Origin of the sequence: Trabulsiella odontotermitis (genome assembly GCF_001297775.1) — a bacterium.
Lineage (GTDB): Bacteria > Pseudomonadota > Gammaproteobacteria > Enterobacterales > Enterobacteriaceae > Trabulsiella > Trabulsiella odontotermitis.
Window position 1 is genome coordinate 36894 of the sequence record NZ_LIFX01000012.1, and the last position, 24476, is coordinate 61369.

A 24476-nucleotide genomic window follows, 5' to 3' on the forward strand; every position below is an offset into this window, starting at 1 on the left:
CTTATTCACTGGAGGAAACCGTCCGCCCCGACACTTTCCAGACAATGCCGAGAACCAGGACGCTAATAGCGACGATAATCACCGACAGCGTAGCCGCCTGCTCAATGGAGCCATCGGCAATGTATTGCATGATGACGGTGGACATGACCTGCGAATCCGTTTGCGCCAGCATCACTGACATCGACAGCTCGCGGATGCTGAGCGAAAACACCAGCACCCAGCCGATCCCCACCGAGACCTTGAGCAACGGCAGCGTGATATCCAGCATGATGCGCAACCAGCCAGCGCCGGCGATACGCGCAGCTTCTTCCAGATCGACGGAGATCTGGCGCAGCGCGGTACGCACCAGCACAAACGCCACTGGCAACTGTTTGGCGGTATAGGCAATCAGCAGTAGCGTCAGCGTGCCGTACAACGCGCTGACGTACCCCAGCATGATGCCGACCCCAAAAGCGATGGACGGAAAACCGTAGGCGATCATGATAAGCACGGTGATAGTACCGCGCCCGGCCAGTTGAGTACGCTCCACCACCCAGGCGCAGATAACCGCCAGGCTGGCGCACAAGGTGGCGGTAGCGAAGGCCAGCGTCAGGCTGTTTTTCATCGCGCCGAAGGCGGCTTCGCTTTGATTGAACAGATGGCGATAGTTCTCCAGCGCCAGGTTATCCAGAGAGATATCCACGCCCAGCACTTTGATCAGCGACAGCAGCAGCAGAGAGGTCATCGGCAGTACCACGCTGATAAACACCACCGCCACCACCACGGCCATCATCAGCCAGCGCCAGCGACCCAACGACAGCACTTGCCCCTTTGTCACTTTGCCGCTGAGAGTGCGAAAATCATCGTGACCAATAAACAGACGCTGTACAGCCAGGCAGAGCAGGGTATACAGCACGATAGGCACCGCGATCGCGGCGGCCATATTCAGATGGGGCGGGAATGACATCAAATCGTACAGTTTGGTGGTCAGTACCGAAAAGTTCGCCATCGTGCCGATGACCGCCGGTGCGCCGAAAGACGAAAGCGTATCCAGCATAACCAGGATTGTGCTGGCAAGGATCGCGGGTAGCACCAGTGGCAGGGTGATGGTGAGCGAGCTGCGTAAGCGTCCGGCGCCCAGAATACGCGCCGCCTGTTCATAGCTGGCATCCACATTATTCAGTGCCGACAGCACCGAGAAAAACACCAGCGGGTACAGGTGAAGCGTTTCGATGAACACCAACCCGCTAAAGCTGATGATGTTGAACGGCTGCGCTTCCAGATGCAGTAATGATTTCAGCAGCGTGTTGAGGTAGCCGGAGTTGGGGGCGGCCAGGAAAATCCATGCGATGACGGTAATAAAGGTGGGAATCACAAAAGTAATACCCACCGCGCCGACGATCAGATTTTTGCCGGGTGTATCGGTACGGGCGACGATCCACGCCAGCAGTGTGCCGATAAACGTAGTACAAATCACCACGCTGACAACCAGTCGTAGTGAATTCCACGCGGCGTCGAGCATGCCGGGTTCCGTGACCACGGTACGGAAGGTCTCCAGCGTGAAATGGCCGTCTTCCGACGTCAGGCTGAATTTAAACAGCCAGGCCAGCGGCCAGGCGACGATCCCCAGCAACACCAGAATAGCCGTGCCGATAATTAACCACTTCACCGGCTGGACAGGCAGACCTCTGCGCGCCGGGGGAAGGTGAAGGGATAACAACTCGTCAACCCTGCTCATGGCAGCACCCATGCACGATCGTCTTCCACCACCACCTTCACCTTCCCGGCAGGCGCAGGCGCATCGCCAAATTCAGCCGACAGCGGCTCGCCTTCCAGCAACAGGGTGACGTCGTAATGGTTGCCGAGGAACACGCTTTTCACCACAGGCAGTTCCACACCGTCCGGATGCTGCCGGAAGTGCTGCGGGCGGATCACCACGCTACGCTGCTGGCCCAGCCAACAAGTTAATGAACTCTGCTCATCGGTTCGGGCCCAGAAGCGCAGTCCGCCTGCTACCTCAACCCGCACTCGTGGCCGGAAGGCGTCCACCTCCACAACCTTGCCGTTCAGGATATTGGCTTTGCCGATAAAACTGGCGACAAAACGGCTTTGCGGCTGCTGCCAGATTTGCTGCGGCGTGCCGACCTGTTCGATGCGCCCGGCATTCATCACAACAATGCGATCCGCCAGTACCAGCGCCTCTTCCTGATCGTGGGTGACATGTAGCATGGTGACGCCGACCCGCTCCTGTAAGGCTTTCAATTCGGTGCGCATGACCTGGCGCATGGCGGCGTCCAGGTTGGAGAGCGGTTCATCCAGCAGCAACAGAGAAGGTTCGGTCACCAGCGCTCGGGCCAGCGCCACGCGCTGCTGCTGCCCGCCACTCAAGTCGGCCGGTTTGCGTCCTGCATAGCCGGTCAGATTGACGATTTCCAGCATCCGATTAACGCGCTGGCGGATAAACTCCGCTTTCTCGCCAGCAATTTGCAGGCCGTAGGCAACGTTATTAAAGACGCTTTTATGGGGCCAGATGGCATAGTTCTGGAACATCATGCCCAGCTGGCGCTTCTCCGGCGGCAGCATATAGCGCGGGCTGGCGGCGAGGCGGCCATTTAAATGAATTTCGCCCGCGTCTGGCTGGATAAAGCCTGCAACCATGCGCAGCGTGGTGGTTTTCCCGCAACCGCTTGGTCCCAGCAGAACCACCAGTTCTCCAGGAGAAATGGCAAGATCGATGCCGTTCACGGCGCGGTGTTCACCCATAGATTTACTCAGCGCGCGCAGCGCGAGACGAGGCGAGGTGTCTGTTACTTCCTGGGGCAATGAAAATGCAGAAGCCAAAATACCACTCCGAATAATAATTAATCACATTACTGGGCTACTATAGGCAGCGTCGTTTTATTGCTTAACTGTTTAAATCGGCAAAGTTAATGCGCAGATGTGCTAAGCGCGGTCAGGAGTGCACATCCTGAGTGAACCACTCATCCGGTAGTTCTACGCCGCGGCCCGCCGCCAGCGCTTTTTCCAGTAATACTGCACCCGCAGCAGCAAACTGGTAGCCCAGTCCGTGGTAATTGAGAAAGGCAGTGATTTCTTCCGGCTTCTGCCGTGCGGGAGTCTGGCCAGCAACCAGGTCCGCCAGAGACGGCGCGTTATCCAGGACGCGCATTAACGGTGACGATTTCTCACGATGGTCAATGCCGCTGGCGACGACCAGATGATCGTTGGTCATATTGCCCGGATCGTGCACAACGATGCGGTCATAGACACTGAATTCTTCAGCAGCCAGTTCCCCTTCGCGGATCGAGCCGACATGTACGCCGGGACGCAACCAGTCGCGCGATAACACCGGCTGTAAACTGTTAGTGGCACATAGCACCATATCCGCCAGACGCACCGCCTGTTCAGCGCTGCTCATCGCTTCGACGGCGATATCCAGCTCCTGCTGGAGCTGCTGCGCAAATGCCCGGCGGTGGCTTTCATCCGGGCTGTAGACATAGAGTTTTTCCAGTGGGCGAACCGTCGCCGCCGCCAGAGCCTGAGTGCCTGCCTGCCATCCGCTGCCGAGGATCGCCGCGCTTCGTGCATCCTGTCGAGCCAGATAACGCGCGCCTAATCCGGTGGTGGCCCCTACGCGCATTCGCTGGATCACACCGTCCGGGAATAACGCCAGCGGTGCGCCGGTCAGGGTGTTGAACAACATAACAAGACCGACCCAGCGCCCACTGGCGGCAGGGACTTTGACCTTGCGCGTTTTCCCGTTCAGGGTGGGGAAAGATAAAATGTCAGAATTGATTCTGATTGCGCCGATGTGATAACGAGGCACTACCGATCCCACCATTTTCAATAAGTACACCGCCTCGGGCGTGGCGGTTTCAGTGATCATATCGGATCGATGCCCGTTAACCGCCCGGCCTGCAGCGACATCGCGGTAGGTTTGTTCGAACGCATCGATACAATCCCGCATGGATAACACGGCGCTGATGTCGTCATTAGAGAAAATAAACATGATTCGGTTATGCCAGGTGATGGAACTATTCATTAACGGAAGAAGACAGCCTATCTGGCTTTAGGGATTGAGCACAAAGTACAAAACTGAGTAAGCATTTTCATTTTTCGTACAAGACAAGGTGGATTTACTCGCTGATAATGCCTGGTTTTCATCAGCCCCCCATTCCGGAGAAGGCCTATGTCCGTACGTAATGTTGATGTCGCTTTGCCCGCCAGTGGAGAATCGCTGGCCGAACGGATAGCCGCGGTACTTACGCATCTGCATCTGGACAAACTCTCATCGGGCACGCGCGCCGTGGCGATCAACGATCTGCTGGATATGACGGGGTTATGCATAGCAGCGCGTCGGAGTGACTATATTGCGGCGTTGATTAACACTGAGGATCAGCAGGGCGACTGTACTGCCCTGGGCCATTCATCCCGGTTTTCGGCCGCCAGCGCGGCACTGATCAACGGCACGGCCACCCACGGCGAAGATTTTGACGACACCCTGGAGGGGGCGCCGATACGCGTTGGCGCGATGGTGTTACCGGCCGTGCTGGCGGCAGCGGAACGACACCACCGCTCTGGCGCCGATGCGCTGTGCGGTATGATCGCCGGGCTGGAAATGGTGTGCCGCTTTAATCACGTCGTGCCAGGCGCCATTCACAAAGCAGGCTTTCATCCGGTCGGGGTGATTGGCGTGCTTGGCGCGACCGCTGGCGTCGGGGTGGCGCTGGGCCTGAACCCCCGCCAGCTGACGGATGCCTTCGGTATCGCGGGGAGTTTTGCCTCGGGGCTGGGGGAGTTTCTTAGCGAAGGTGCATGGACCAAGCGTTTACACCCTGGCTGGGCGGCGCAGTCGGGCTATAAAGCCGCGCTATTGGGAAAGGCGGGCTACAACGGGCCGCGCACAATTTTTGAAGGGCCGCGCAACCTGTTTCGCGTTTTCGGTCGCGATGCCAGCCCCAACTACCAACCGCTACTGGACGGTTTGGGTGAACGCTGGATGATGGAGCGTATCGCGTTTAAACCTTATGCCTGCGGCACCATGATCCACCCGTTCATTGATTGCATCCTGCAAATGCGACGGGAGGGGATTGATGCCCGACAGATCGTCGATATCGAATGCGAAACGGGTGAAGGTCTCGTCGACAGACTCTGGGAACCGTTGGCGGCGAAGCAGCGCCCGGCCAGCGGTTACGCTGCGAAGTTTAGTATGCCGTTTGCGATGGCAATCGCTTTCTTTGAGGGGGACGCCGGTCTACAGCAGTTTACTGATGACAAAGTGCATGTAGTGCAGGTGCTGGAGCTGGCGGCTAAAATCCGTTACCGGATCGATCCGCACAACGAATACCCGCGCAACTACAGCGGCCATGCGCGCGTGACGTTCAGGGACGGCAGCGTGCGGGAATGGCGGCAGCCACATTTCCGTGGTGGAGTGAAAGAGCCTTTGACTCGCGAGGAGTTAATCAGAAAATTCAGGGGCAATATCGCTTATGGCGGCCTTTCTGCCGAATACGGCGAAAAGCTGTTGCAGTTCTGTCTTACTATCGCGGACGCCCCGGATCTCAGCGCATTGGCCAGCTTTCGCACAGTCTGATGCATTCCAGATAAAACGTAGTAAATACAACGAGCTATTCACTACGTTTAACGCCGGTTACTGGCACCACTTCAACTATTTTCCTGACCCCATCGTTACCAGGCCGTGAGATACAGTGCGGTAATGTCGGCGATACTGGCTTCACGCGGGTTGCCACCGGTGCAGACATCGTCCAATGCCGCCTGTGCCAGTGCCGGGATATCCTCTTTGCGAACGCCAACATCGCGCAGATGTAACGGAATTCCGACATCGCGATTCAACGCAAACACCGCATCCACCGCGGCATTGCGCGCGTCGGCCAGACTGAGTGCTTCCACTTTCACGCCCATCGCCCGGGCGATGTCGCGGAATTTCTCGCCGGTATATTCTGCGTTGTAATGCATGATATGCGGTAACAGAATGGCATTAGCCACGCCGTGTGGCGTGTTATAAAACGCGCCGAGAGGATGCGCCATGCCGTGTACCAGTCCAAGACCTACGTTGGAAAAGCCCATACCGGCAACATATTGACCGAGCGCCATCGCTTCTCCGGCCTGTTTTTCTCCGGCAACAGAACCTCGTAAAGCGCCCGCAATAATTTCAATGGCTTTGATGTGTAACGCATCCGTCAGCGCCCATGCGCCGCGGGTGATATAGCCTTCAATGGCATGCGTCAGTGCATCTACACCTGTCGCCGCTTAACAAACAGGAGCCGGAAGCCCGGCTCCTGTTTATTTTCTGGTTCACTTACCAGCTGTATTTCACCCCCAGCATGCCCTGGGTGTCGCTGTAGCCTTTGTCACCCATCTGCACGCCCACGTTGCCCCACACGCTCAGGCGGTCGTTCAGCTTGCCTTCCACACCGGTGCGGATTTCGCCCAGGTTACTGGCGCCGTCGCGGCTGACACGGGTGCCGTCCATCTTCACGCCATACGTTTCGGTGTTATGTATCCAGTTCACTTCCACGAACGGCTGGAACTCACGCTGTTTACCGTCATCCATTTTATGGTGACTGTTCAGGTACGTTCTCACCCCGAGACGGGTCTGGATGTTGCCGTCACCTTCCGTTTCGATGCGGGTGCCGTCGTTCCGGGTGTGTGTATCATCCTTCACGCCCATCCAGGTGACCTGCGCCTGTGGCTGGATATACCAGGTGTTGAGCGTGCCCTGGCTGCCGGTGAACTCTCCGGCTTTCAGGGTGTAACCGGCTTCCAGAGAGGCGGTCAGCCCTTTCGATTTGTACTCATCGCTGTCACGGTTNCGGCCGCTTCGGGTGTTGCTGTGCTCATTCGCATAGCCGCCCATCACGCCCAGATGCCAGCGGTCGAGGCCGTCGGAACTCCACTGTGCGATGTCGCCACCCAGTTGCAGCACGTAGCGGTTGCTCTGTGTTTTGAGCTGGCCGTCACCGGCAGAGGAACGCTCATGGCCGCCGACGTGACGCATCCACATGCTGGTGGTGTTGTCGGTGTACTGCGGTTCGCCGAGGCGATCGTGCAGGCGGTGGTTAAACAGCGTGTTGGCCGCCGCGATATTGCTGATATAGCTGCCTGCTTCCGGGCGCAGGGCATCCGGGGCGGTCGGGTCAACGACAGGTGGTTTGACCGGATCGACTGGCGGTACCGGATCGTCCGGCGGTGTCACACTGCCGGTCCATTTACTGGTCAGATACCAGTTTTTCGCCGCATCCCCGGTGCCTTTGGCGAGAGTATAAACATACGCCCCGGCTTCGACAGTCCCGGTGGTCAGGGCAAAGTTACCGGCAGAATCACCGCCGACCTGAATCATTTCGATACCGTTCACCGTCTGTGCGCCGGTGCCGCCGACATTGTTTACCGCAACCTGGGTACTGCCCGCGGTGTCGCCCTGAACTGTCAGTTTATCCGTCGGCGAATCGTCGCCACCGAGTACGGTGTTCATCGCGATCACCCCGTCGTTACCGGTGTAGTTGCCTTCAACGGTCAGGGTTTTGAAATCATGATTTGTTGGTGTGGAAAACACGATCGTCCCGGCACTGGTCAGGTTATTGACCAGGGAATCGCCGGTCATGTTCCAGCGGCTGGTGGTATCGATATCCACATCAGTCGGATCGATCCAGCCGGTCAGCGTCGCGCCGTTTTGCAGTGTCAGACGGGTGCCGCTGCTGCCGATGATATTACTGGTCAGTTGTGCGCCACCGTTAGCGCCATCGAGGATCAGCTCGCCCGCATTCAGTTCGGTATCGGCGGTCCAGCCGGTCTGGCCCGCCAGCGTCAGGCTGCCGTCACCGGTTTTAATAAAGCCACCGCCAGCCACATCACCGTCGACGATATCGCCTGCAAAATGGGTGCTATCAGTATCGGTGGCGTTAACCGCAGTCAGCGTCGCGCCATTCAGCGAGACCGTGCCGCCGTTACCGCTCAGGCGGTTAACCTGCTGGTCATTGCCGTTCAGATCGAGCTCGCCGCTGTTGACGATGATGTCGCTGCTGCTGTTCAGGGTATCGGCAATATCTGTCCGCAGCGTTCCCGCGTCGACAGTGGTGCTGCCGGTATAGCTGTTAACAGCGGAGAAAATCAGGGTGCCGCCGCCAGTTTTGGTCAGGCTCTTACCGTCCCAGCCGTAACCATACGCGGTGGTGGTCAGATTATCCGTCAACGCTTCGCCAGGGGTGAAGCTGTTGCCGTCCGTGACGTTAAATGTGCCGTGGGCGCTGTTGTCTTCGCTGTTGAACCAGACCAGATCAAACTGCGCGATGACATTTTTACCGGCGTCATCTTTTCTCGCCCAGCCGACCAGGAAGTGGTCGATATCGACATAATCCTGCAACGCTTGCCCGGCGACGGTATAGCGAAAATCACCATTGATGCCGTTCTGTGTGCTGACCAGGGTATAGACGTTTTCATCGGTTTTCGGCGCATAACCGGTGATATCCAGCGTATTGTTTCCCAACAGCGCCAGGGCATCGGCACTCAGTGCCGGATCACTGGCGATATCAATCTGCGTGGCGACGCCATCGCCAAGCGTCGCGTCAGTCGCGATAGTTAACGTTTTACCCGCATCAATTTTTAGCGTGCCGCCCGTCATGTTGAACCGATTAGCGTCCACCGAGTTCGCGATCTGCAGATCGCCGCTGCCGGATTTGGTCAGTGTCTGAACGTTTTCCAGCGTTCCGGCAATCATGGCGCGATCGGTGATCGCCAGGTTTGCGCCACTGCTGCCCATCGTCAGTAATGTACCGGACTGGACATCCAGCGCGGTAAAGGTCTGAGACAGGTTTTGCGCGTTCAGCGTCCCTTCCGCCAGGTTGAAGCCGCCAGTGTTGAGAAACTGGTTGGCATCGGCCGCCGCTAAAACACCCGTGCCTGTCTTTTCCAGTTCCCCCGGGCCGGACAGGACGCCACCGAGCGTCAGTTGATCGGCCCCGTCTGTTTCAATCGTGACCGTATCATCCGCAGCGGCACCCATCAGCCGGTTACTGGCGTTCAGCTGTAACTTGCTGTCACCATCGCTTTTAATCACGGAACCATCGGCGAAATTCATTGTGCCTGATGCAAGCACATTGACCGCGTTCGCTGTCGTCCCCGTGGATACTAATGTCGCGCCGTCCTGTAACGTGAAACGGGTACTGCTGGTGTTCATGCCGTACTGCGCATTGTCTTTCAGTTCCAGCTCACCACCATAAACGGTGGTACGGGCGTAAATTTGTGATTGTGTACTCCGGGAACCAGAGGTGAAATCTTCGCCGCTAAAGGTGACTTTACCGTCAGTTGCGTCGCTGCCGTCGGTGGTATTGATCCCAACCACGACATTCACCACCGCACCGTTGGCGGCCAGGCTGGTTATCGGATCGCGAAACAGCACCTGGCGTCCTGCTTCGGCAGCAATGTTCAGGGTACCGTTCGGCTGGCGGATATTGATGGCGTTGGCAATCGCATTTGTCAGATTCGGTGTCGAACCGGTACCGACATTGGTGAAGTTGTCGTAGAACTGGATGTCGCTGTTTTTCGCATGCAGCAGAGAGCTACCGGTAAAGCCCGTCCCATTGCCAATCAGAATGGCGCCCGCAGACTGGGCGTTGGAATAGTTGCTATGGACTTTAATGCCATCGGTACCGTTGGTTTCCATCACCAGGCCGGTCTGGGCGACAATCGCACCAGCGGTATCCCTGACTCCCCGGTTGCCATAAATGTCAGCGTTACCATAGAACTGCACACCACCGTCGGAAAACAGTGCGCCGCCTGAGCTGATTGCGCTGTTATTACTGATAATAACCATGGCATCAGTACCGCTAAAAATAATATCTCCCGTGCGACTTGTCCGGAGGGCACCCCCGGCAACACCGTAGTTGATATTATTGGTCAGCGTGGCGTTGCCTTCAAAGATGATATCGCCGTCAATGGTGTTAATGGCAGGATCATAGCTATACGAGCTGTTGTTATCAAAAATGACGGTACCATTCTCACCGCGAAACACGACATCCGAAGTTGAGGAGATAAGGCCAGGATAGCCATTATTAGCATGGTTATTAACAAAGCTCAGTTGACTACCATTTCCGAGTGCAAACTCAATACCCGACGTGGTCGCCGTACTGGAAACAATCCCTCCCACGGAGTTGCTCACCGTCATATTGATGCCATCCAGTAATTGAATGACTGCCCGTCGGGTCCCACTAAGATCAATACGGTTAACGGCGTTACCGGTGGCATTGAACAGCCAGCTATCGGATCCCTGTGCTGTATTGCTATCCACGATAAGCGTCGCGGGCGAGGTACTAGTGCCATTAAAAATGAGGTCAGCTAAACGGGTTGTCTGAGTGGCGCCGGTGCCATAGATGTCTGACAGATAAGCGCTGTCGCCCGCTGCGATGGTCACTGTCGCGGCGAGTGATGGCGCGGCCCCGGTCATTGCTGACACGAAAGCGGCTGCTGCCAGAGACAAACCAGCCAGTAAACGACGACCCGCACGTTTTCCACGGGCCTTCGCAAACTCGGGTACAGCGACCCACGCGCCTGTCGCTTCGTTCCGGACAACTCTGAATATTCTGTTCATCTTCAACGCTCGTAATCTGTTTGTACTTCCCGGATGCCTGTGGTTTTTCTATTTGAATGGGGAATACACGTAGTGAAGTGATTTATTTAATGCCCCATTAACAACATCAATGGCCAGAGACATAATAATGACAGATGGGAGGTAACATTTATTTCACAGTCATGTGCAGGTAACTTAACACGCTAAATATCACATATTGTCTGAGAGCCTTCGATGAAAAGATAATAACAAATCGACTCAGAGAATATGTCTGAAAAACCGGTTTACAGAGCGCGAAATGCTCTGCTTTATGCGGTAATTACATAAAGGTTTTTGATTGGTTATCTTTATATAACTCCATCCTCAGCTTTGCATTGGGCAAGATATCTGTCAATGCAGGTAGATATTAATAAGCAGGTCATTAATAGCGCACCGGAACTATTGAAATCAGTAAACTCTTAACACTCATTATTGGCCAGGCTTGCTTTTGCTCGTTTTGTACAAGTCATGCCGGAATAAAAATAAGAGATTCATTCTGGCTAATAGGATTTTCATGCAATTAACCTTATTTTTTTAAAAACAGGGCATAGCACCTTTTGCTAAATGTCTGCAGCGCGATGACTCGTACTGCAGACATAAACCTGACGTATCAGAATGACGCTTTGACCCCCAGCATTCCTTGCAGATCGCTGTATTTTCTGGGGCCTGTAAACTGAACCCCGGCGTTGCTCCACAGGCTCAGATTATTGTTCAGCTTCGCTTCCAGGCCAGCCCGGACTTCGGCGAGGTTTTCCGTATCGTTCCGGCTGATGCTGCGGCCATCGTTCGACACGCCATAGGTTTCGGTATTGTGGATCCAGTTGACTTCCAGATACGGCTGAAACTCACGCTGTTTACCGTCATCCATCTTGTGATGGCTGTTCAGGTACGTTCTTACCCCGAGGCGGGTCTGAATATTGTCATCGCCCCCGGACTCAAAACAGGTACCGTCATTGCGTGAACAGGATTCATCACTCACACCCATCCAGGTCACCTGCAACTGCGGCTGAATATACCAGGTATTCAGCGTCCCCAGACTGCCGCTAAACTCGCCCGCCTTGAAGGTGTAGCCGCCTTCCAGTGAGGCCGTAAAACCGTCGGAACTGTAGTCCTCTCTCTGCTGGTGATTCGAGGTCACGCTGTTATCGAACCAGTTATACAGCACCCAGGTGTCGACATACGCACCGGTATTGTCCGCGCCATTCTGGAACCAGGTACCATAAAGACCTGCGCTGTAGCCGCTGACACGCCCGTCAGCGTTGTATTCGGAATGATAACTGTGAGTGTTGCTGTGAACATTCGCATATCCCGCCATCACACCCAGATTCCAGCGATCCTGATTGTTGCGGGTCCACTGCGCCAGGTCGCCGCCGATTTGTATCACATAGCGGTTGCTACGGGTAAACGACTGTCCGTCACCAAGGGTGGAGCGCTCATGACCTCCCACGTGCCGCATCCATAGGCTGCTGACATTGTCATCACCGTTATGCAGCGCTTCAGCATAACCCGGCTCGCCGAGACGATCATGCAGACGATGGTTAAACACGCTATTCGCTGAGGCCAGGTTATTGAGATAACTGCCGCCTTCCGCCTGCAACGCCTCCGGCATATCCGCTGCCACGGCCTGATGACCTGTCGCCGCCAGGGATAACGCGGTGAAGGTTAAACCCGAGCATAAATATCCACGAAAATGTCTGTTTCCTGTTTTTGACATATCAGCCAACCTTTAATATCCATAATGAGTTGTTTTGCTTTTAGTGACCGCTGGAGTTTATTAGCTAATAACGGTAGCAATAACGCGCACTATCCTGAATAACGAAGAACTCCGGGGCCGTTACTGATATTTCCAGGTCGGTTTTAAGTATTAATAAGTCAGGAGTAAATATATCTACGACAAAACATGCCATGTTTCTGAGTCGTTATAAGCCACTGGCCATTACCACAAGGTAAAGAAAATGGAAATACGCTATCAGTAACCGCGGTTCTTACCCGATATAATAGAGGGACGTTTATTGTGCCTGAACGACAGACGTCGCTTCCGGAGGCAATATTGCATCGCTCAGCAAATGTGTCAATTCAGGTAAAAAAAGCAATGAAACGTGAATTTTAAGATTCTTCGCTTCATTGGGTAAATTCCTTATTTTCGCTTTCGGCACCACGTCTGCGCTACGCGTCACGTCATGACTGCTGCTCACCGCGCGCAAAACGCAAGAATGATTAATCCATCACGCAAATCCGGTATGATGTCTCCTGTTTTTAACTCACCGGTAACCTTTGTTTTTATATGGGAAAGTTACGCGATACCCTGGAACAGCGTCAGGTCTTTATCTATTTCACGGTGGTTGCCGTTGCGGTACTCGTCGCGCTCCTGGTGCCGGGAGCGGAACGCCTCGCATGGCTGGTGAATCCGGCGCTGGCCTTCATGTTGTTTGTTACTTTTTTGCAGGTGCCGGTCATTGAACTCGGCAAGGCCATGACGCAACTGCGTTTTCTGGCTTCCCTGCTGCTGACTAATTTTATCGCCATGCCGTTGCTGGTGGCCGTGCTGCTTACGTTGCTGCCGGATGAGCCGCTCCTGCATCTCGGCGTGCTGCTGGTGTTGCTCTGCCCGTGTATCGATTATGTCGTGACCTTTTCGCAACTCGGACGTGCGGACGCGCGCCTGTTACTGGCGGCGACACCGGCATTGCTGATCGTACAAATCCTCCTGTTGCCGGTATACCTCCACCTTTTTCTCGGCGAGCGCGCGGCAGAGTATGTCCAGCCAGGGCCTTTTCTCCATGCGTTTGTATGGCTGATCGCTGTTCCGCTTGCCGCCGCGGCACTGGTTCAGTGGTGGTCAACGCGCAACGAGAGCGGCGCGCGCGTGAGTGACGCACTCGGTCTGTTGCCGGTTCCGGCAACGGCGCTGGTGCTGCTGGTGGTGGTTGCATCCGTTGTGCCGCAGATGGGGAGCGCAGTGAATGCCGCGCTGCACGCCGCGCCGGTCTATCTCCTGTATGCCATTTTCGCGCCGCTGCTCGGCTGGGGCCTTACCCGCCTTTTCCGGCTGGAAACTGCCGCGGGGAGGGCGGTGGCATTCAGCGCCGGGACGCGAAACTCACTGGTGATCCTGCCACTGGCGCTGGCGGTTCCCGGCGCGATCCCGGTACTGCCAGCAGTGATCGTCACGCAAACCCTGGTTGAGCTGGTGGCTGAGCTTATTTATATCCGCGTGATGCCACGGTTGGGGCGGAAATAGTTACAACATACAGGACGTACTTCATCCATTGCCTGTTTTGAAAGTGAATCTCCTCACAAAAGCGCTAAAAAATTCACTCACTTTTCGAGGGGATTAACAGATGTTTTTTGCCTGATACGCAAGTATTACATAACAGAGTCGCGTTACGACGTTGTGCTGAAGGTGAAGCGCGCCTTTAGCGTACAGCATTAGCATTAAACAATGCTGGAGGTGTTTATGGCCTGGCGACCGTTTCTGTTTGTGATCATGACGTCTCACCCACGGTTGAGTGCCCGGAGAGCAAAACTGCATCTGGTGCGCAGCTAAGTGTGATGTTTGTGCCGTTAATCGCTAAGGTTTTCCATTTTTTTTCTAAAAACTATTTGGAATAAAACAGAAGTTTTAATTCCTTTATCAAATAGCCCCCCGCCGGAAATACTGCCTTTCATAACAATACGAGGGGCAGACACTATGGGATTCACATCGCGTTTTTCAATCATCACCGCACTGGCGTTACTGACGTTCCAGGCGCAGGCCGTTAACGTCACCGTCGCGTATCAGACGTCGGCAGAACCTGCCAAAGTGGCGCAGGCGGACAACACCTTTGCCAAAGAGAGTGGCGCCACGGTGGACTGGCGTAAATTCGACAGCGGCTCAAGCGTGGTGCGCGCGCTGGCATCCGGTGATGTGCAGATCGGCAATATCGGCTCAAGCCCGCTGGCGGTCGCCGCCAGTCAGCAGGTGCCGATTGAAGTCTTCCTGCTGGCGTCACAACTGGGGGATTCCGAGGCGCTGGTGGTGAAAAAAGGCATCACTAAACCGGAAGATCTGATCGGCAAACGCATCGCCGTCCCGTTTATCTCGACCACGCATTACAGCCTGCTGGCGGCCCTGAAACATTGGGGCATCAAGCCCGGCCAGGTACAAATTCTCAATCTGCAGCCTCCCGCGATTATCGCCGCCTGGCAGCGCGGTGACATTGACGGTGCCTATGTCTGGGCGCCAGCAGTGAATGAGCTGGAAAAAGAGGGAACGGTGCTGACCGATTCGGCAAAAGTCGCGCAGTGGGGTGCACCAACGCTGGATGTGTGGGTCGTGCGGAAAGATTTCGCCGAACAGCATCCTGAGGTGGTGAAAGCCTTCGCCAAAAGCGCCATCGACGCGCAGCGTCCTTATATCGATAACCCGGAAGAATGGCTGAAACAACCGGACAATCTGAACAAGCTGTCGCGGCTGAGCGGCGTGCCGGAAGCCGACGTGCCAGGGCTGGTGAAAGGGAACACCTATCTCACGACTGAGCAGCAGATCCAGCAGCTTTCTGGCCCGGTAAATAAAGCGATTCTGGATACCGCGCAGTTCCTGAAAGAGCAGGGGAAAGTCCCCGCTGTCGCCAGCGACTACAGCCAGTTTGTTACTGACCGCTTTGTAAAATAAGGAGCGCATGATGCTGCAGGTGTCTCACTTATCGGCCAGATATGGCGGTAAACCCGCGCTTGAAGATATCAACCTCACGGTGGATAGCGGTGAACTGCTGGTGGTGCTTGGCCCGTCGGGCTGCGGAAAAACCACGCTGTTAAATCTGATTGCGGGCTTTTTGCCTTACGATACCGGCAGCATCCAGCTTGACGGAAAAACCGTCAACGGGCCTGGCGCAGAGCGCGGTGTGGTCTTTCAGAACGAAGGACTGCTGCCGTGGCGCAATGTGCAGGATAACGTGGCGCTGGGGTTACAGCTGGCGGGCGTCGCACAGGCGGAACGCCAGCAGACTGCGCGTCAGATGCTGAAAAGAGTCGGGCTGGAGGGCGCGGAAAAACGCTACATCTGGCAGCTTTCCGGCGGTCAGCGTCAGCGCGTCGGCATTGCACGCGCGCTGGCGGCGAACCCGCAACTGTTATTGCTGGACGAACCTTTTGGCGCGCTTGATGCCTTCACCCGCGAGCAGATGCAAACCCTGCTGCTGCGCCTGTGGCACGAGACCGGCAAACAGGTTCTGCTGATTACTCACGACATCGAAGAGGCCATTTTTATGGCCACAGAACTGGTGCTGCTGTCGCCCGGCCCGGGACGGGTGCTGGAGCGTTTGTCGCTGGATTTTGCCCGTCGTTTCGTCGCCGGAGAACCCTGCCGCAGTATCAAATCCGACCCTGATTTTATTGCCCAACGTGAATACGTTTTGAGCCGTGTATTCGAACAGCGGGAGGCTTTCTCATGAGCATTGTGATCAACGATAAACCACGCCGTCTGCCAGTGGCTTGGCGCTGGCCATTTTCCCGTCAGTTAACGCTGAGCGCGGCCACGCTGTTGGTGTTGCTGGCGCTATGGTGGGGCGTCACGGCGCTGCAACTGATAAGCCCGCTGTTCCTGCCGCCGCCCGCGCAGGTGTTACAGAAGCTGATCACCATCGCCGGGCCGCAGGGCTTTATGGACGCCACGCTGTGGCAGCATCTGGCGGCCAGCCTGACGCGCATTCTGGTGGCGCTGCTGGCGGCGGTGGTGCTGGGTATTCCTGTCGGGATTGCGATGGGGCTCAGCCCGACGATTCGCGGGATCCTCGATCCGTTAATTGAACTGTATCGTCCCGTGCCGCCGCTGGCCTATCTGCCGCTGATGGTGATCTGGTTCGGTATTGGCGAGACGTCAAAAATCCTATTGATTTACCTGGCGATTTTCGCGCCGGTGGCAATGTCGGCGCTGGCAGGCGTGAAGAGCGCGCAACAGGTAAGGATCCGCGCGGCGCAGGCGCTGGGCGCCAGCCGTTGGCAGGTGTTGTGGCTGGTGATTTTGCCCGGCGCATTGCCAGAAATTTTAACCGGTTTGCGCATTGGTCTTGGCGTCGGCTGGTCAACGCTGGTGGCGGCGGAACTGATTGCCGCCACGCGCGGGCTTGGGTTTATGGTGCAGTCAGCGGGAGAATTTCTGGCAACCGATGTGGTGCTGGCGGGGATCGCGGTGATTGCAGTGATCGCGTTTGTATTAGAACTGGGGCTGCGCGCGCTGCAACGTCGCCTGACGCCCTGGCATGGAGAAATAGCATGAGTGAACGTCTGACGATTACCCCGCTGGGGCCGTATATCGGCGCGCAGATCTCTGGCATTGATGTCAGCCGACCGCTGAGCGATAACCAGTTCGAGCAGTTGTATCATGCGCTGTTGCGCCATCAGGTAATTTTCCTGCGCGAGCAGGTCATTTCCCCGCAGCAACAGCGCGCGCTGGCGCTGCGTTTTGGCGATCTGCACATTCACCCGGTGTATCCTCACGCTGACGGTGTGGACGAGATCATCGTGCTGGATACGCACAATGACAATCCGCCGGACAATGACAACTGGCACACGGACGTCACCTTCATCGACACGCCGCCTGCCGGCGCGATCCTCGCCGCGAAAGAGCTGCCATCAACGGGCGGCGATACGCTGTGGACCAGCGGCATTGCGGCGTTTGACGCGCTCTCTGCGCCGCTTCAACAGTTGTTAAGCGGGTTGCAGGCTGAGCACGATTTCAGAAAGTCGTTCCCGGAATATAAATACCGCAAGACAGACGCGGAGCATCAGCGCTGGCTGGAGGCGGTGGAGAAGAACCCGCCGTTGCTGCACCCGGTGGTGCGAACGCATCCGGTCAGCGGTAAGCAGGCATTGTTCGTCAATGAAGGATTCACGACGCGAATTATTGACCTGACACAGAAGGAGAGCGACACACTGCTGAGCTTCCTGTTTGCTCATATCACCAAACCGGAATTCCAGGTTCGCTGGCGCTGGCAGCCGAACGATCTCGCCATCTGGGATAACCGGGTGACGCAGCATTATGCCAATGCGGATTATCTGCCCCAGCGGCGGATCATGCATCGGGCGACCATTCTTGGTGACAAGCCGTTTTACCGGGCAGGCTGAGGCGAAAAGATGATCCTCTCCCGAAGGAGAGGATCGTATTACAGATGCGCCCCGATATAGCGCTGGTAGCGGTTGGCTTTCAGCAGGGTCAGATCGACCAGCACTAACCCATCGATACAGTCGTTGAAATCCGGGTCGCTGCCGAAATCGATAAACTGCACGCCGCCGGGTTCGCACACTTCGGAATACTGTTTATACAGTGGCGGGATACCGCAGCCGAGGTTGCCAAGCAGCGATTTCAGCCGCGTCAGATCTTCGGTGTAATCCTCACCGCCAAATTGCGCCAGCGCTTCAGGCAGGCTGGCGGGATAGGGACGGCGCGACTCTGCCAGCGGATGCATCGCCGGGAACCAGAGACGGTAAAAGGCGACCAGCAAATCTCGCGCGGCAGGCGGTAAGCCACCTGAAATCGACACCGGGCCAAACAGGTAGCGATACTGCGGGTAACGCGCCAGATAAGCGCCGATACCAAACCAGAGATAATCCAGCCCACGGCGGCCCCAGTAGCGCGGCTGAATAAAGCTGCGCCCAAGCTCAATGCCTTCGCGCAGAATGTCATTCATCCGTTCGTCATAGTGAAACAGGCTGTGGCTGTATAATCCTTCCACCCCGCGTTTATCGAGCTGCATGGCACCGGGCATAAAACGGTACGCGCCGACGATCTCCAGATCCACCTCATCCCACAGGATCAGATGCAGGTAATCATCGTCATAGCTGTCGACATCGCGGCGCTTGCCGCTGCCTTCGCCGACGGCACGAAAAGCGATTTCACGCAGACGCCCCAGCTCTCTGAGCAGCGGTGCCTCTTCCTGACCGTTGCGCTGCCACAAATAAATGGTTTTGCCATCGGCGGTACTGCCCAGACATTCCGCCGTGCTGAGTTCGCGGCGAAGCAGGGCGCGCTCTTCCGGGCGCGCAATGGCGCTCTCGGTTCTGAATTTCCCCGGCAAGCCTTTTCCCAGCAATGCGACATGCTGGCGACATTTCTTCGCCAGTTCGCGGGCAGGCGTCTGGGCGTTGTGCCAGCTCTCCCACGCGATACGCTGGCCGAGTGTTACCGGCAGGGTGGAATTGCGACGGCGGAACATCTGCTGCATCAACAGCAGCAGCGCCAGCGTCGGGGAGATCAGGGTACTGGCATAAAACAGTGGGCTGTTTTTGGCGTGAATAAATGCCGGTAGCAGTGGGGCACGGAATTTCGCCGCCAGTTTGATGAATCCGGAATGCCAGTGACCATCGGCGATGCCATTGCGGGTCATGCGCGAGACTTCACCAGCCGGGAAAAAGATCAACACGCCGCCGCTCTGCAACTGTTGTTCCATCAGCGACAGCGATGATTTGCGCGTGCCACCGTTGATGTTATCGACCGGAATAAACAGGTTACTCAGCGGCTCAAGGTGGCTGAGCATGCGGTTGGTGACGACTTTCACATCGCGGCGTACGCGCGACACCGCATACAGTAATGCCAGCCCGTCGAGTGTACCTGTAGGGTGATTCGAGATGATCACCAGAGGGCCCGTTTCGGGGATGTTTTCAAGTTCGCGGGGGGCAATATTGCAGCGGATTTGTAAGTGTTCAAGGACCTGCTCAACCATATCAAGCCCACGTAAATGCGAGTGGCGGGCGGCAAACGTCTGAAACTCTTCCTCGTGTAACAGACGCCTGAGTAAACTCTTTTGCCAGGGCGCGGGATTTGCCTGTGGCCAGAGGTCATCAAGAACATTATCGAGACTAAACATGGTGGTTCCTCCTGCAGTCTTGAGGCAGACAGTAGAAGGTCAACGTGTCGTTTGTATTGCAGTTTAATGAAGCTTTGAATGAGGGGACAGGCCCGGTAGCGCGGGGCTTCCGGGCCGGTTTATCAGCGGAGCAGTTTTCTTTCTGCGAGGTCGAGAGCAAAGTAGCTGAAGATCAGATCTGCACCGGCGCGCTTGATAGCGCCGAGGCTTTCCAGCACCACTTTGTCTTCGTCGATAGCGCCCGCCATCGCGGCGAATTTGATCATCGCGTATTCACCGCTGACCTGATAAGCCCCAAGTGGTAACCCGGTACGTTCACGGATATCACGCAGAATATCAAGGTAAGCGCCCGCCGGTTTCACCATCAGGCAATCCGCGCCCTGGGCTTCGTCGAGCAGAGATTCACGGATCGCTTCACGACGATTCAACGGGTGCATCTGATACGTTTTGCGGTCGCCTTTCAGCGCTGTTCCCGCGGCTTCACGGAACGGGCCGTAGAAAGAGGAGGCGAATTTGGTGGAGTAGGACATGATCGCGGTGTCAGTGAAACCAGCGGCATCCAGTGCTTCGCGGATAGCCTGCACCTGACCGTCCATCGCTGCCGACGGCGCAATGAAATCGGCACCTGCGGCAGCGGCAACCACCGCCTGTTTGCCGAGGTTGATGAGGGTCGCGTCGTTATCTACGCCGTGATCGCACAGCACGCCACAGTGACCGTGTGAGGTGTATTCGCAGAAACAGGTGTCGGACATCACCACCATTTCCGGGACGGTCTGTTTGCTGATGCGCGACATCCGCGCCACCAGACCGTCCTCTTTCCAGGCATCACTGCCGGTAGCGTCGGTGTGATGGGAAATCCCGAAGGTCATGATGGAGCGGATCCCGGCGTTGGCGATGCGTTCGATCTCGCGAGCCAGATGCTTCTCAGGAATGCGCATCACGCCAGGCATGGCTTCGATAGGCTTGTAGTCGTCGATGTCTTCTTCAACAAAGATCGGCAACACCAGATCGTTTAAGGTCAGTGTTGTCTCTTCAAACATGGCGCGCAGCGCGGCGGTTTTGCGCAGGCGGCGTGGGCGATTAAGTAGAGCTGTCATGGTATGCCTGATGTTTGTGGAACGTTCAGGATAGTCTACCCGATCTCCGCCCTGTTTGTTTACCAAAGTGGGGCGTCTCCTCCCGATTACTCTGTTTACGCGATCACACTCTCGATAAATCTATTTAATCAAATGATAAACACAAACGAGAAAATATAAATAATGAATGCGTGATTTTTATCATTTATATTTATGGAATATATTTTGTTAATTATTTTTATGTGTAACTTGTTGAAAAGAATAAATTTAAAATTTATTATTTTTAATCCTGTAAAAATATATTGCGTCCGGTTTCGAACTTCTACCAAAGATTAATTGAACTATCTTGTATCAGGAACGCATAATTCAACCGCAATTTAATCTTATTTGATGGACCAACATAATAAGTCCCTGAGGAGGGATAACAAATGCACTCGTGGAAAAAGAAAGTTGTGGTATCTCAATTAGCAATGGCCTGTGCGCTCGCAATCGCTTCTCAGGCAAATGCATCAACGGATATATCGAATACGGATTACACAACATTTATTCATTATAATGATGCGACATATACAGACGGCGTTTATTATCATGGATATGTCGGCTGGAATAATTACGGCGCTGATAGTATTTATAATGGTGATATTTATCCGGTCATCAATAATGCAGCAGTCAACGGTGTTATCTCCACCTATTATCTCGATGACGGCCTCTCTACTAATTCCAATCCCAACAGTCTCACCATCAGCAACAGCACCATTCATGGCATGATCACTTCCGCGTGTATGACCACCGAATGCGATAATCGCAGCGGCGCGGATTATTATTACGATCGCCTGGCATTAACGGTTGATCACTCAACCATTGATGACAACTATGAGCATTATACCTACAACGGTACCTGGAATGATGCGCCGGATACGCATGTGGTCGATGTGTATAATCTCGGCACCGCAATTACGCTGGATCAGGAAGTTGATCTCACCATTCAAAATAATTCCCACGTTGCCGGTATTACCCTGACGCAGGGTTATGAATGGCAGGATACCGACGACAATACTGTCAGCACCGGTGTTAACAGCAGCGAAGTATTTAATAACACCATCAACGTGAAAGACTCTGTGGTGACGTCCGGCTCCTGGTCAGACGAAGGCACTGAAGGCTTCTTTGGTCGCTCCGGCAATGCCAGCGATTACGACGGGAAAGCCTGGACGGCGGATGACATCGCGCTGGCGGTTGTGGCAAATCCTTCTGCGGATAACGCCATGCAGACCACCGCTAATTTCAGTAACTCTACCTTAACCGGTGATGTGGTCTTCTCCAGTAACTTCGACGAAAACTTCTTCCCGAACGGGGCGGACAGCTACCGCGATACCGATGCCAATCCTGATACTAACGGCTGGGATGGCACTGACAGCCTGAATCTGACGCTGGACAACGGTAGCAAGTGGGTCGGCGCGGCGGTTTCCGTGCATGACGTGGACAGCGATGGCGACGGCGTTTACGACAGCGTTGCGGCGGGCACAGAAGCCACAGCGACTCTGTATGACGTGACCGCTAACAGTCTGTGGCCAACCTCAACATACGGTGTTGATAACGACAAAACCGCGTTCAGCGAAGGCAGCCATGTTACCGGCAATGAGGTGTATCAGAGCGGCCTGTTCAACGTCACTCTGGATCACGCCTCCGAGTGGGATACCCGTAAATCGTCTCTGATTGACACCCTGACCGTGAACAACGGTTCACAGGTGAATGTGGAAGCCTCTGATCTGGTTTCTGACATCGTGACCCTGAACAACGCCTCCTCGCTGAACATTGGCGATTCCGGCCGCGTGGCAACAGACAGCGTAAACCTCAACAGCTACAGTACCGCGACGCTGACGGAAGAAACGGCTGAATTGTATGCCAACACGATTACCGTTGATGGCGGCGCGCAGCTGAACCTGGGGCTGGGTCAGGTCGATACCGCAACACTGGCACTGACCAACGGCGGTACGTTCAACATTGCCAGCCGCGACTATATCCTGAATGGCGACATGCTGAACGGTCACAGCAACGACAAAGCACAAACCAACTACGGTTACGGCGTGGTGGCGTTGAATTCAGATGGTCACCTGGCGGTGAACGGCGATGTGGCGGGCAACTATAAAGTCCGTATCGATAACGCTACCGGCGCGGGCTCCATTGCGGATTACAAAAACAACGAAGTGATTCGCGTGTATGACAACAATGCCGACACCGCAGCCACCTTCACCGCGGCAAACCGTGCTGATCTCGGCGCGTACACCTATGAAGCGCAGCAGCAGGGCGACACGGTGATCCTGCATCAGGAACGCCTGACCGATTACGCCAACATGGCGCTGAGCATTCCGTCAGCGAATACCAACATCTGGAACCTGCAACAGGATACGCTGAACAACCGTCTGAACAGCGCGCGTCACGGCTTTGATGACAACGGCGGCGCCTGGGTGAGCTACTTCGGTGGCAACTTCAACGGCGACAACGGCGTGATCAACTACGATCAGGACGTCAACGGCCTGATGGTCGGTCTGGACACCAAAGTGGATGGCAACAACGCGAAGTGGATCGTGGGTGCGGCGGCAGGCTTTGCTAAAGGCGATCTCAACGATCGTACCGGCCAGGTTGATCAGGACAGCCAGTCAGCTTACCTGTACTCTTCAGCGCATTTTGCTAACAACGTCTTCTTTGACAGCAACCTGAACTACACTCGTTTCAACAACGATCTGACCGCCACCATGAGCAATGGCGACTACGTTGATGGCAACACCACATCTGATGCCTGGGGATTCGGCCTGAAACTCGGTTATGACTGGAAGCTTAACGATACCGGTTATATCACCCCGTACGGCAGCATCTCCGGCCTGTTCCAGTCTGGCGACAGCTATCGTCTGAGCAACGATATGCGCGTCAACAGCCAGGACTACGACAGCCTGCGTTATGAGCTGGGCGTGGATGCGGGTTACACCTTCAACTTTGGCGATCAGGCGATGACGCCGTACTTCAAGCTGGCGTACGTCTATGACGACTCCAACAATGACGCGGATATCAACGGCGATACCATTGATAACGGTGTTGAAGGTTCAGCGGTACGTGTTGGTGTGGGTAGCCAGTTCAGCTTCACCAAAAACTTTAGCGCCTATACCGGTGTGAACTACCTCGGTGGCGGCGATGTTGATCAGGACTGGGCTGCTAACGCCGGTGTGAAATACACCTGGTAATACTGTCTGGCAGGAAGGGTTTCCTTCCTGATGGGGTTAACATTCTGATGCCCGCCACGCAAATGGCGGGCATCGTTGTAGGACTACCCGATATGCCACAACTGAACAAACCACTCATTGAATTCGATATCCTTAATCAGTACCTCCACACTCACGGTACGCCGTTTGTCGTCGCGGAAGGCGAGAACATCCTGCCAGCGGACAAACAGACGAATCAGTACACCATCGTGATTTTACAGGGGTGCGCTTCCCTGAGCCGCGCACAGAACGACGTGCTGCTTGGTTTTGCGCAGGCACCCTGTGTCATTGGCCTTGCGGCTGGCGTGATGTCAAACCAGATTGATTATCAGGTAGCGACGGAAACGCAGTGCAGTGGTTATTACCTGCCTGCTGCCCAGGCGCTGTCGCTCCTGGAAAAATACACGCTCTGGCGGGAAGCTTTTTACTGGATGACCTGGCAACACCGGATCCTGGAAATGCGCGATACCCAACTGGTGGGCAGCAACAGCTATAACCAGATCCGCGCGTCGTTACTGACCATGGCGAAATGGGATGAATCACTACGCTTACGCGTCGGGGTGATGAACTACATCCAGCGAAGGACGCGGATCTCCCGTTCGGTGATTGCCGAAGTCCTCGCGGCGCTGCGGCAGGGAGAATATATCAGAATGCATAAAGGCAAGCTGTTGAGTATCAACCGCTTGCCTTTAGATTATTAAAC

General features: G+C 55.4%; 14 protein-coding genes and 4 pseudogenes. 8 read left to right on the plus strand and 10 right to left on the minus strand.

The genetic code is table 11. The annotated features are described in order from the left end of the window. Position 1: 1 nt before the first annotated feature. The 3 genes from AOY23_RS16330 to AOY23_RS16340 all read right to left on the minus strand — a co-directional run bounded on the left by AOY23_RS16330 (position 2) and on the right by AOY23_RS16340 (position 3988). Positions 2-1717, minus strand: coding sequence for an ABC transporter permease (locus tag AOY23_RS16330; protein WP_054180573.1), 1716 nt, complete (start codon positions 1715-1717; stop codon positions 2-4). Continuing rightward, positions 1714-2742, minus strand: coding sequence for an ABC transporter ATP-binding protein (locus AOY23_RS16335; protein WP_072171036.1), 1029 nt, complete (start codon positions 2740-2742; stop codon positions 1714-1716). Before AOY23_RS16335 ends, AOY23_RS16330 begins: the two co-directional genes overlap by 4 nt. 190 nt (positions 2743-2932) lie before the next feature. Continuing rightward, positions 2933-3988, minus strand: a complete 1056-nt coding sequence (locus AOY23_RS16340) for an ornithine cyclodeaminase family protein (RefSeq protein WP_054180529.1) — start codon at positions 3986-3988, stop codon at positions 2933-2935. 180 nt (positions 3989-4168) lie between these two features. Here AOY23_RS16340 and AOY23_RS16345 point away from each other — a divergent pair, with 180 nt between their 5' ends. Next, on the plus strand, positions 4169-5572 hold the full coding sequence (locus tag AOY23_RS16345; RefSeq protein WP_054180528.1) for an MmgE/PrpD family protein: 1404 nt from the start codon (positions 4169-4171) through the stop codon (positions 5570-5572). 95 nt (positions 5573-5667) lie between these two features. On the opposite strand, the pseudogene AOY23_RS16350 reads toward AOY23_RS16345, so the two are convergent. From AOY23_RS16350 to AOY23_RS16360, 5 genes and pseudogenes are all read right to left on the minus strand, one after another. Beyond that, positions 5668-6249: pseudogene (locus tag AOY23_RS16350) on the minus strand (dehydroquinate synthase/iron-containing alcohol dehydrogenase family protein); the annotation flags it as partial. A 49-nt stretch (positions 6250-6298) separates the two neighbouring features. Further along, the coding region (locus AOY23_RS23050) for an autotransporter outer membrane beta-barrel domain-containing protein (RefSeq protein ID WP_235503410.1) at positions 6299-6811 on the minus strand (513 nt) is incomplete at its 5' end. A gap of 1 nt (position 6812) precedes the next feature. Beyond that, positions 6813-10438 (minus strand): annotated as a pseudogene (locus tag AOY23_RS23255) (autotransporter outer membrane beta-barrel domain-containing protein); the annotation flags it as partial. A gap of 15 nt (positions 10439-10453) precedes the next feature. Further along, positions 10454-10582 (minus strand): annotated as a pseudogene (locus AOY23_RS23260) (ESPR domain-containing protein); the annotation flags it as partial. A gap of 628 nt (positions 10583-11210) precedes the next feature. After that, a pseudogene (locus AOY23_RS16360) lies at positions 11211-12206 on the minus strand (autotransporter outer membrane beta-barrel domain-containing protein); the annotation flags it as partial. Positions 12207-12884: 678 nt separating this feature from the next. On the opposite strand from AOY23_RS16360, the gene AOY23_RS16365 reads away from it, so the two are divergent. From AOY23_RS16365 to tauD, 5 genes are all read left to right on the plus strand, one after another. After that, the gene (locus tag AOY23_RS16365) at positions 12885-13841 is read left to right on the plus strand and encodes an arsenic resistance protein (protein ID WP_054180527.1); all 957 of its coding nucleotides are present in this window, start codon (positions 12885-12887) and stop codon (positions 13839-13841) included. A 450-nt stretch (positions 13842-14291) separates the two neighbouring features. After that, positions 14292-15254, plus strand: a complete 963-nt coding sequence (tauA, locus tag AOY23_RS16370; RefSeq protein ID WP_054180526.1) for a taurine ABC transporter substrate-binding protein — start codon at positions 14292-14294, stop codon at positions 15252-15254. A 10-nt stretch (positions 15255-15264) separates the two neighbouring features. Beyond that, the gene (gene tauB / locus AOY23_RS16375; protein WP_054180525.1) at positions 15265-16032 is read left to right on the plus strand and encodes a taurine ABC transporter ATP-binding subunit; all 768 of its coding nucleotides are present in this window, start codon (positions 15265-15267) and stop codon (positions 16030-16032) included. After that, a complete protein-coding gene (gene tauC, locus AOY23_RS16380; RefSeq protein ID WP_054180524.1) occupies positions 16029-16856 on the plus strand; it encodes a taurine ABC transporter permease TauC in 828 nt (275 codons plus the stop codon). The genes tauB and tauC overlap by 4 nt, the downstream gene beginning before the upstream one ends. Next, positions 16853-17704, plus strand: a complete 852-nt coding sequence (tauD, locus tag AOY23_RS16385) for a taurine dioxygenase (RefSeq protein ID WP_054180523.1) — start codon at positions 16853-16855, stop codon at positions 17702-17704. Before tauC ends, tauD begins: the two co-directional genes overlap by 4 nt. Before the next feature lie 38 nt (positions 17705-17742). Here the strand turns inward: tauD and olsF are convergent, their stop codons facing one another. Both olsF and hemB read right to left on the minus strand, forming a co-directional pair. Further along, a complete protein-coding gene (gene olsF, locus AOY23_RS16390) occupies positions 17743-19443 on the minus strand; it encodes a bifunctional ornithine lipid synthase OlsF (RefSeq protein ID WP_054180522.1) in 1701 nt (566 codons plus the stop codon). Between the two features lie 122 nt (positions 19444-19565). Continuing rightward, positions 19566-20540: a porphobilinogen synthase gene (hemB, locus tag AOY23_RS16395; RefSeq protein WP_054180521.1), complete on the minus strand. Its 975-nt coding sequence runs from the start codon at positions 20538-20540 to the stop codon at positions 19566-19568. 407 nt (positions 20541-20947) lie between these two features. Here hemB and AOY23_RS16400 point away from each other — a divergent pair, with 407 nt between their 5' ends. Together AOY23_RS16400 and AOY23_RS16405 are read left to right on the plus strand one after the other, a co-directional pair. Next, the gene (locus tag AOY23_RS16400) at positions 20948-23755 is read left to right on the plus strand and encodes an autotransporter outer membrane beta-barrel domain-containing protein (RefSeq protein WP_054180520.1); all 2808 of its coding nucleotides are present in this window, start codon (positions 20948-20950) and stop codon (positions 23753-23755) included. A gap of 92 nt (positions 23756-23847) precedes the next feature. Further along, positions 23848-24474: a helix-turn-helix domain-containing protein gene (locus AOY23_RS16405; protein ID WP_054180571.1), complete on the plus strand. Its 627-nt coding sequence runs from the start codon at positions 23848-23850 to the stop codon at positions 24472-24474. The last annotated feature ends 2 nt before the right edge of the window (positions 24475-24476 follow it).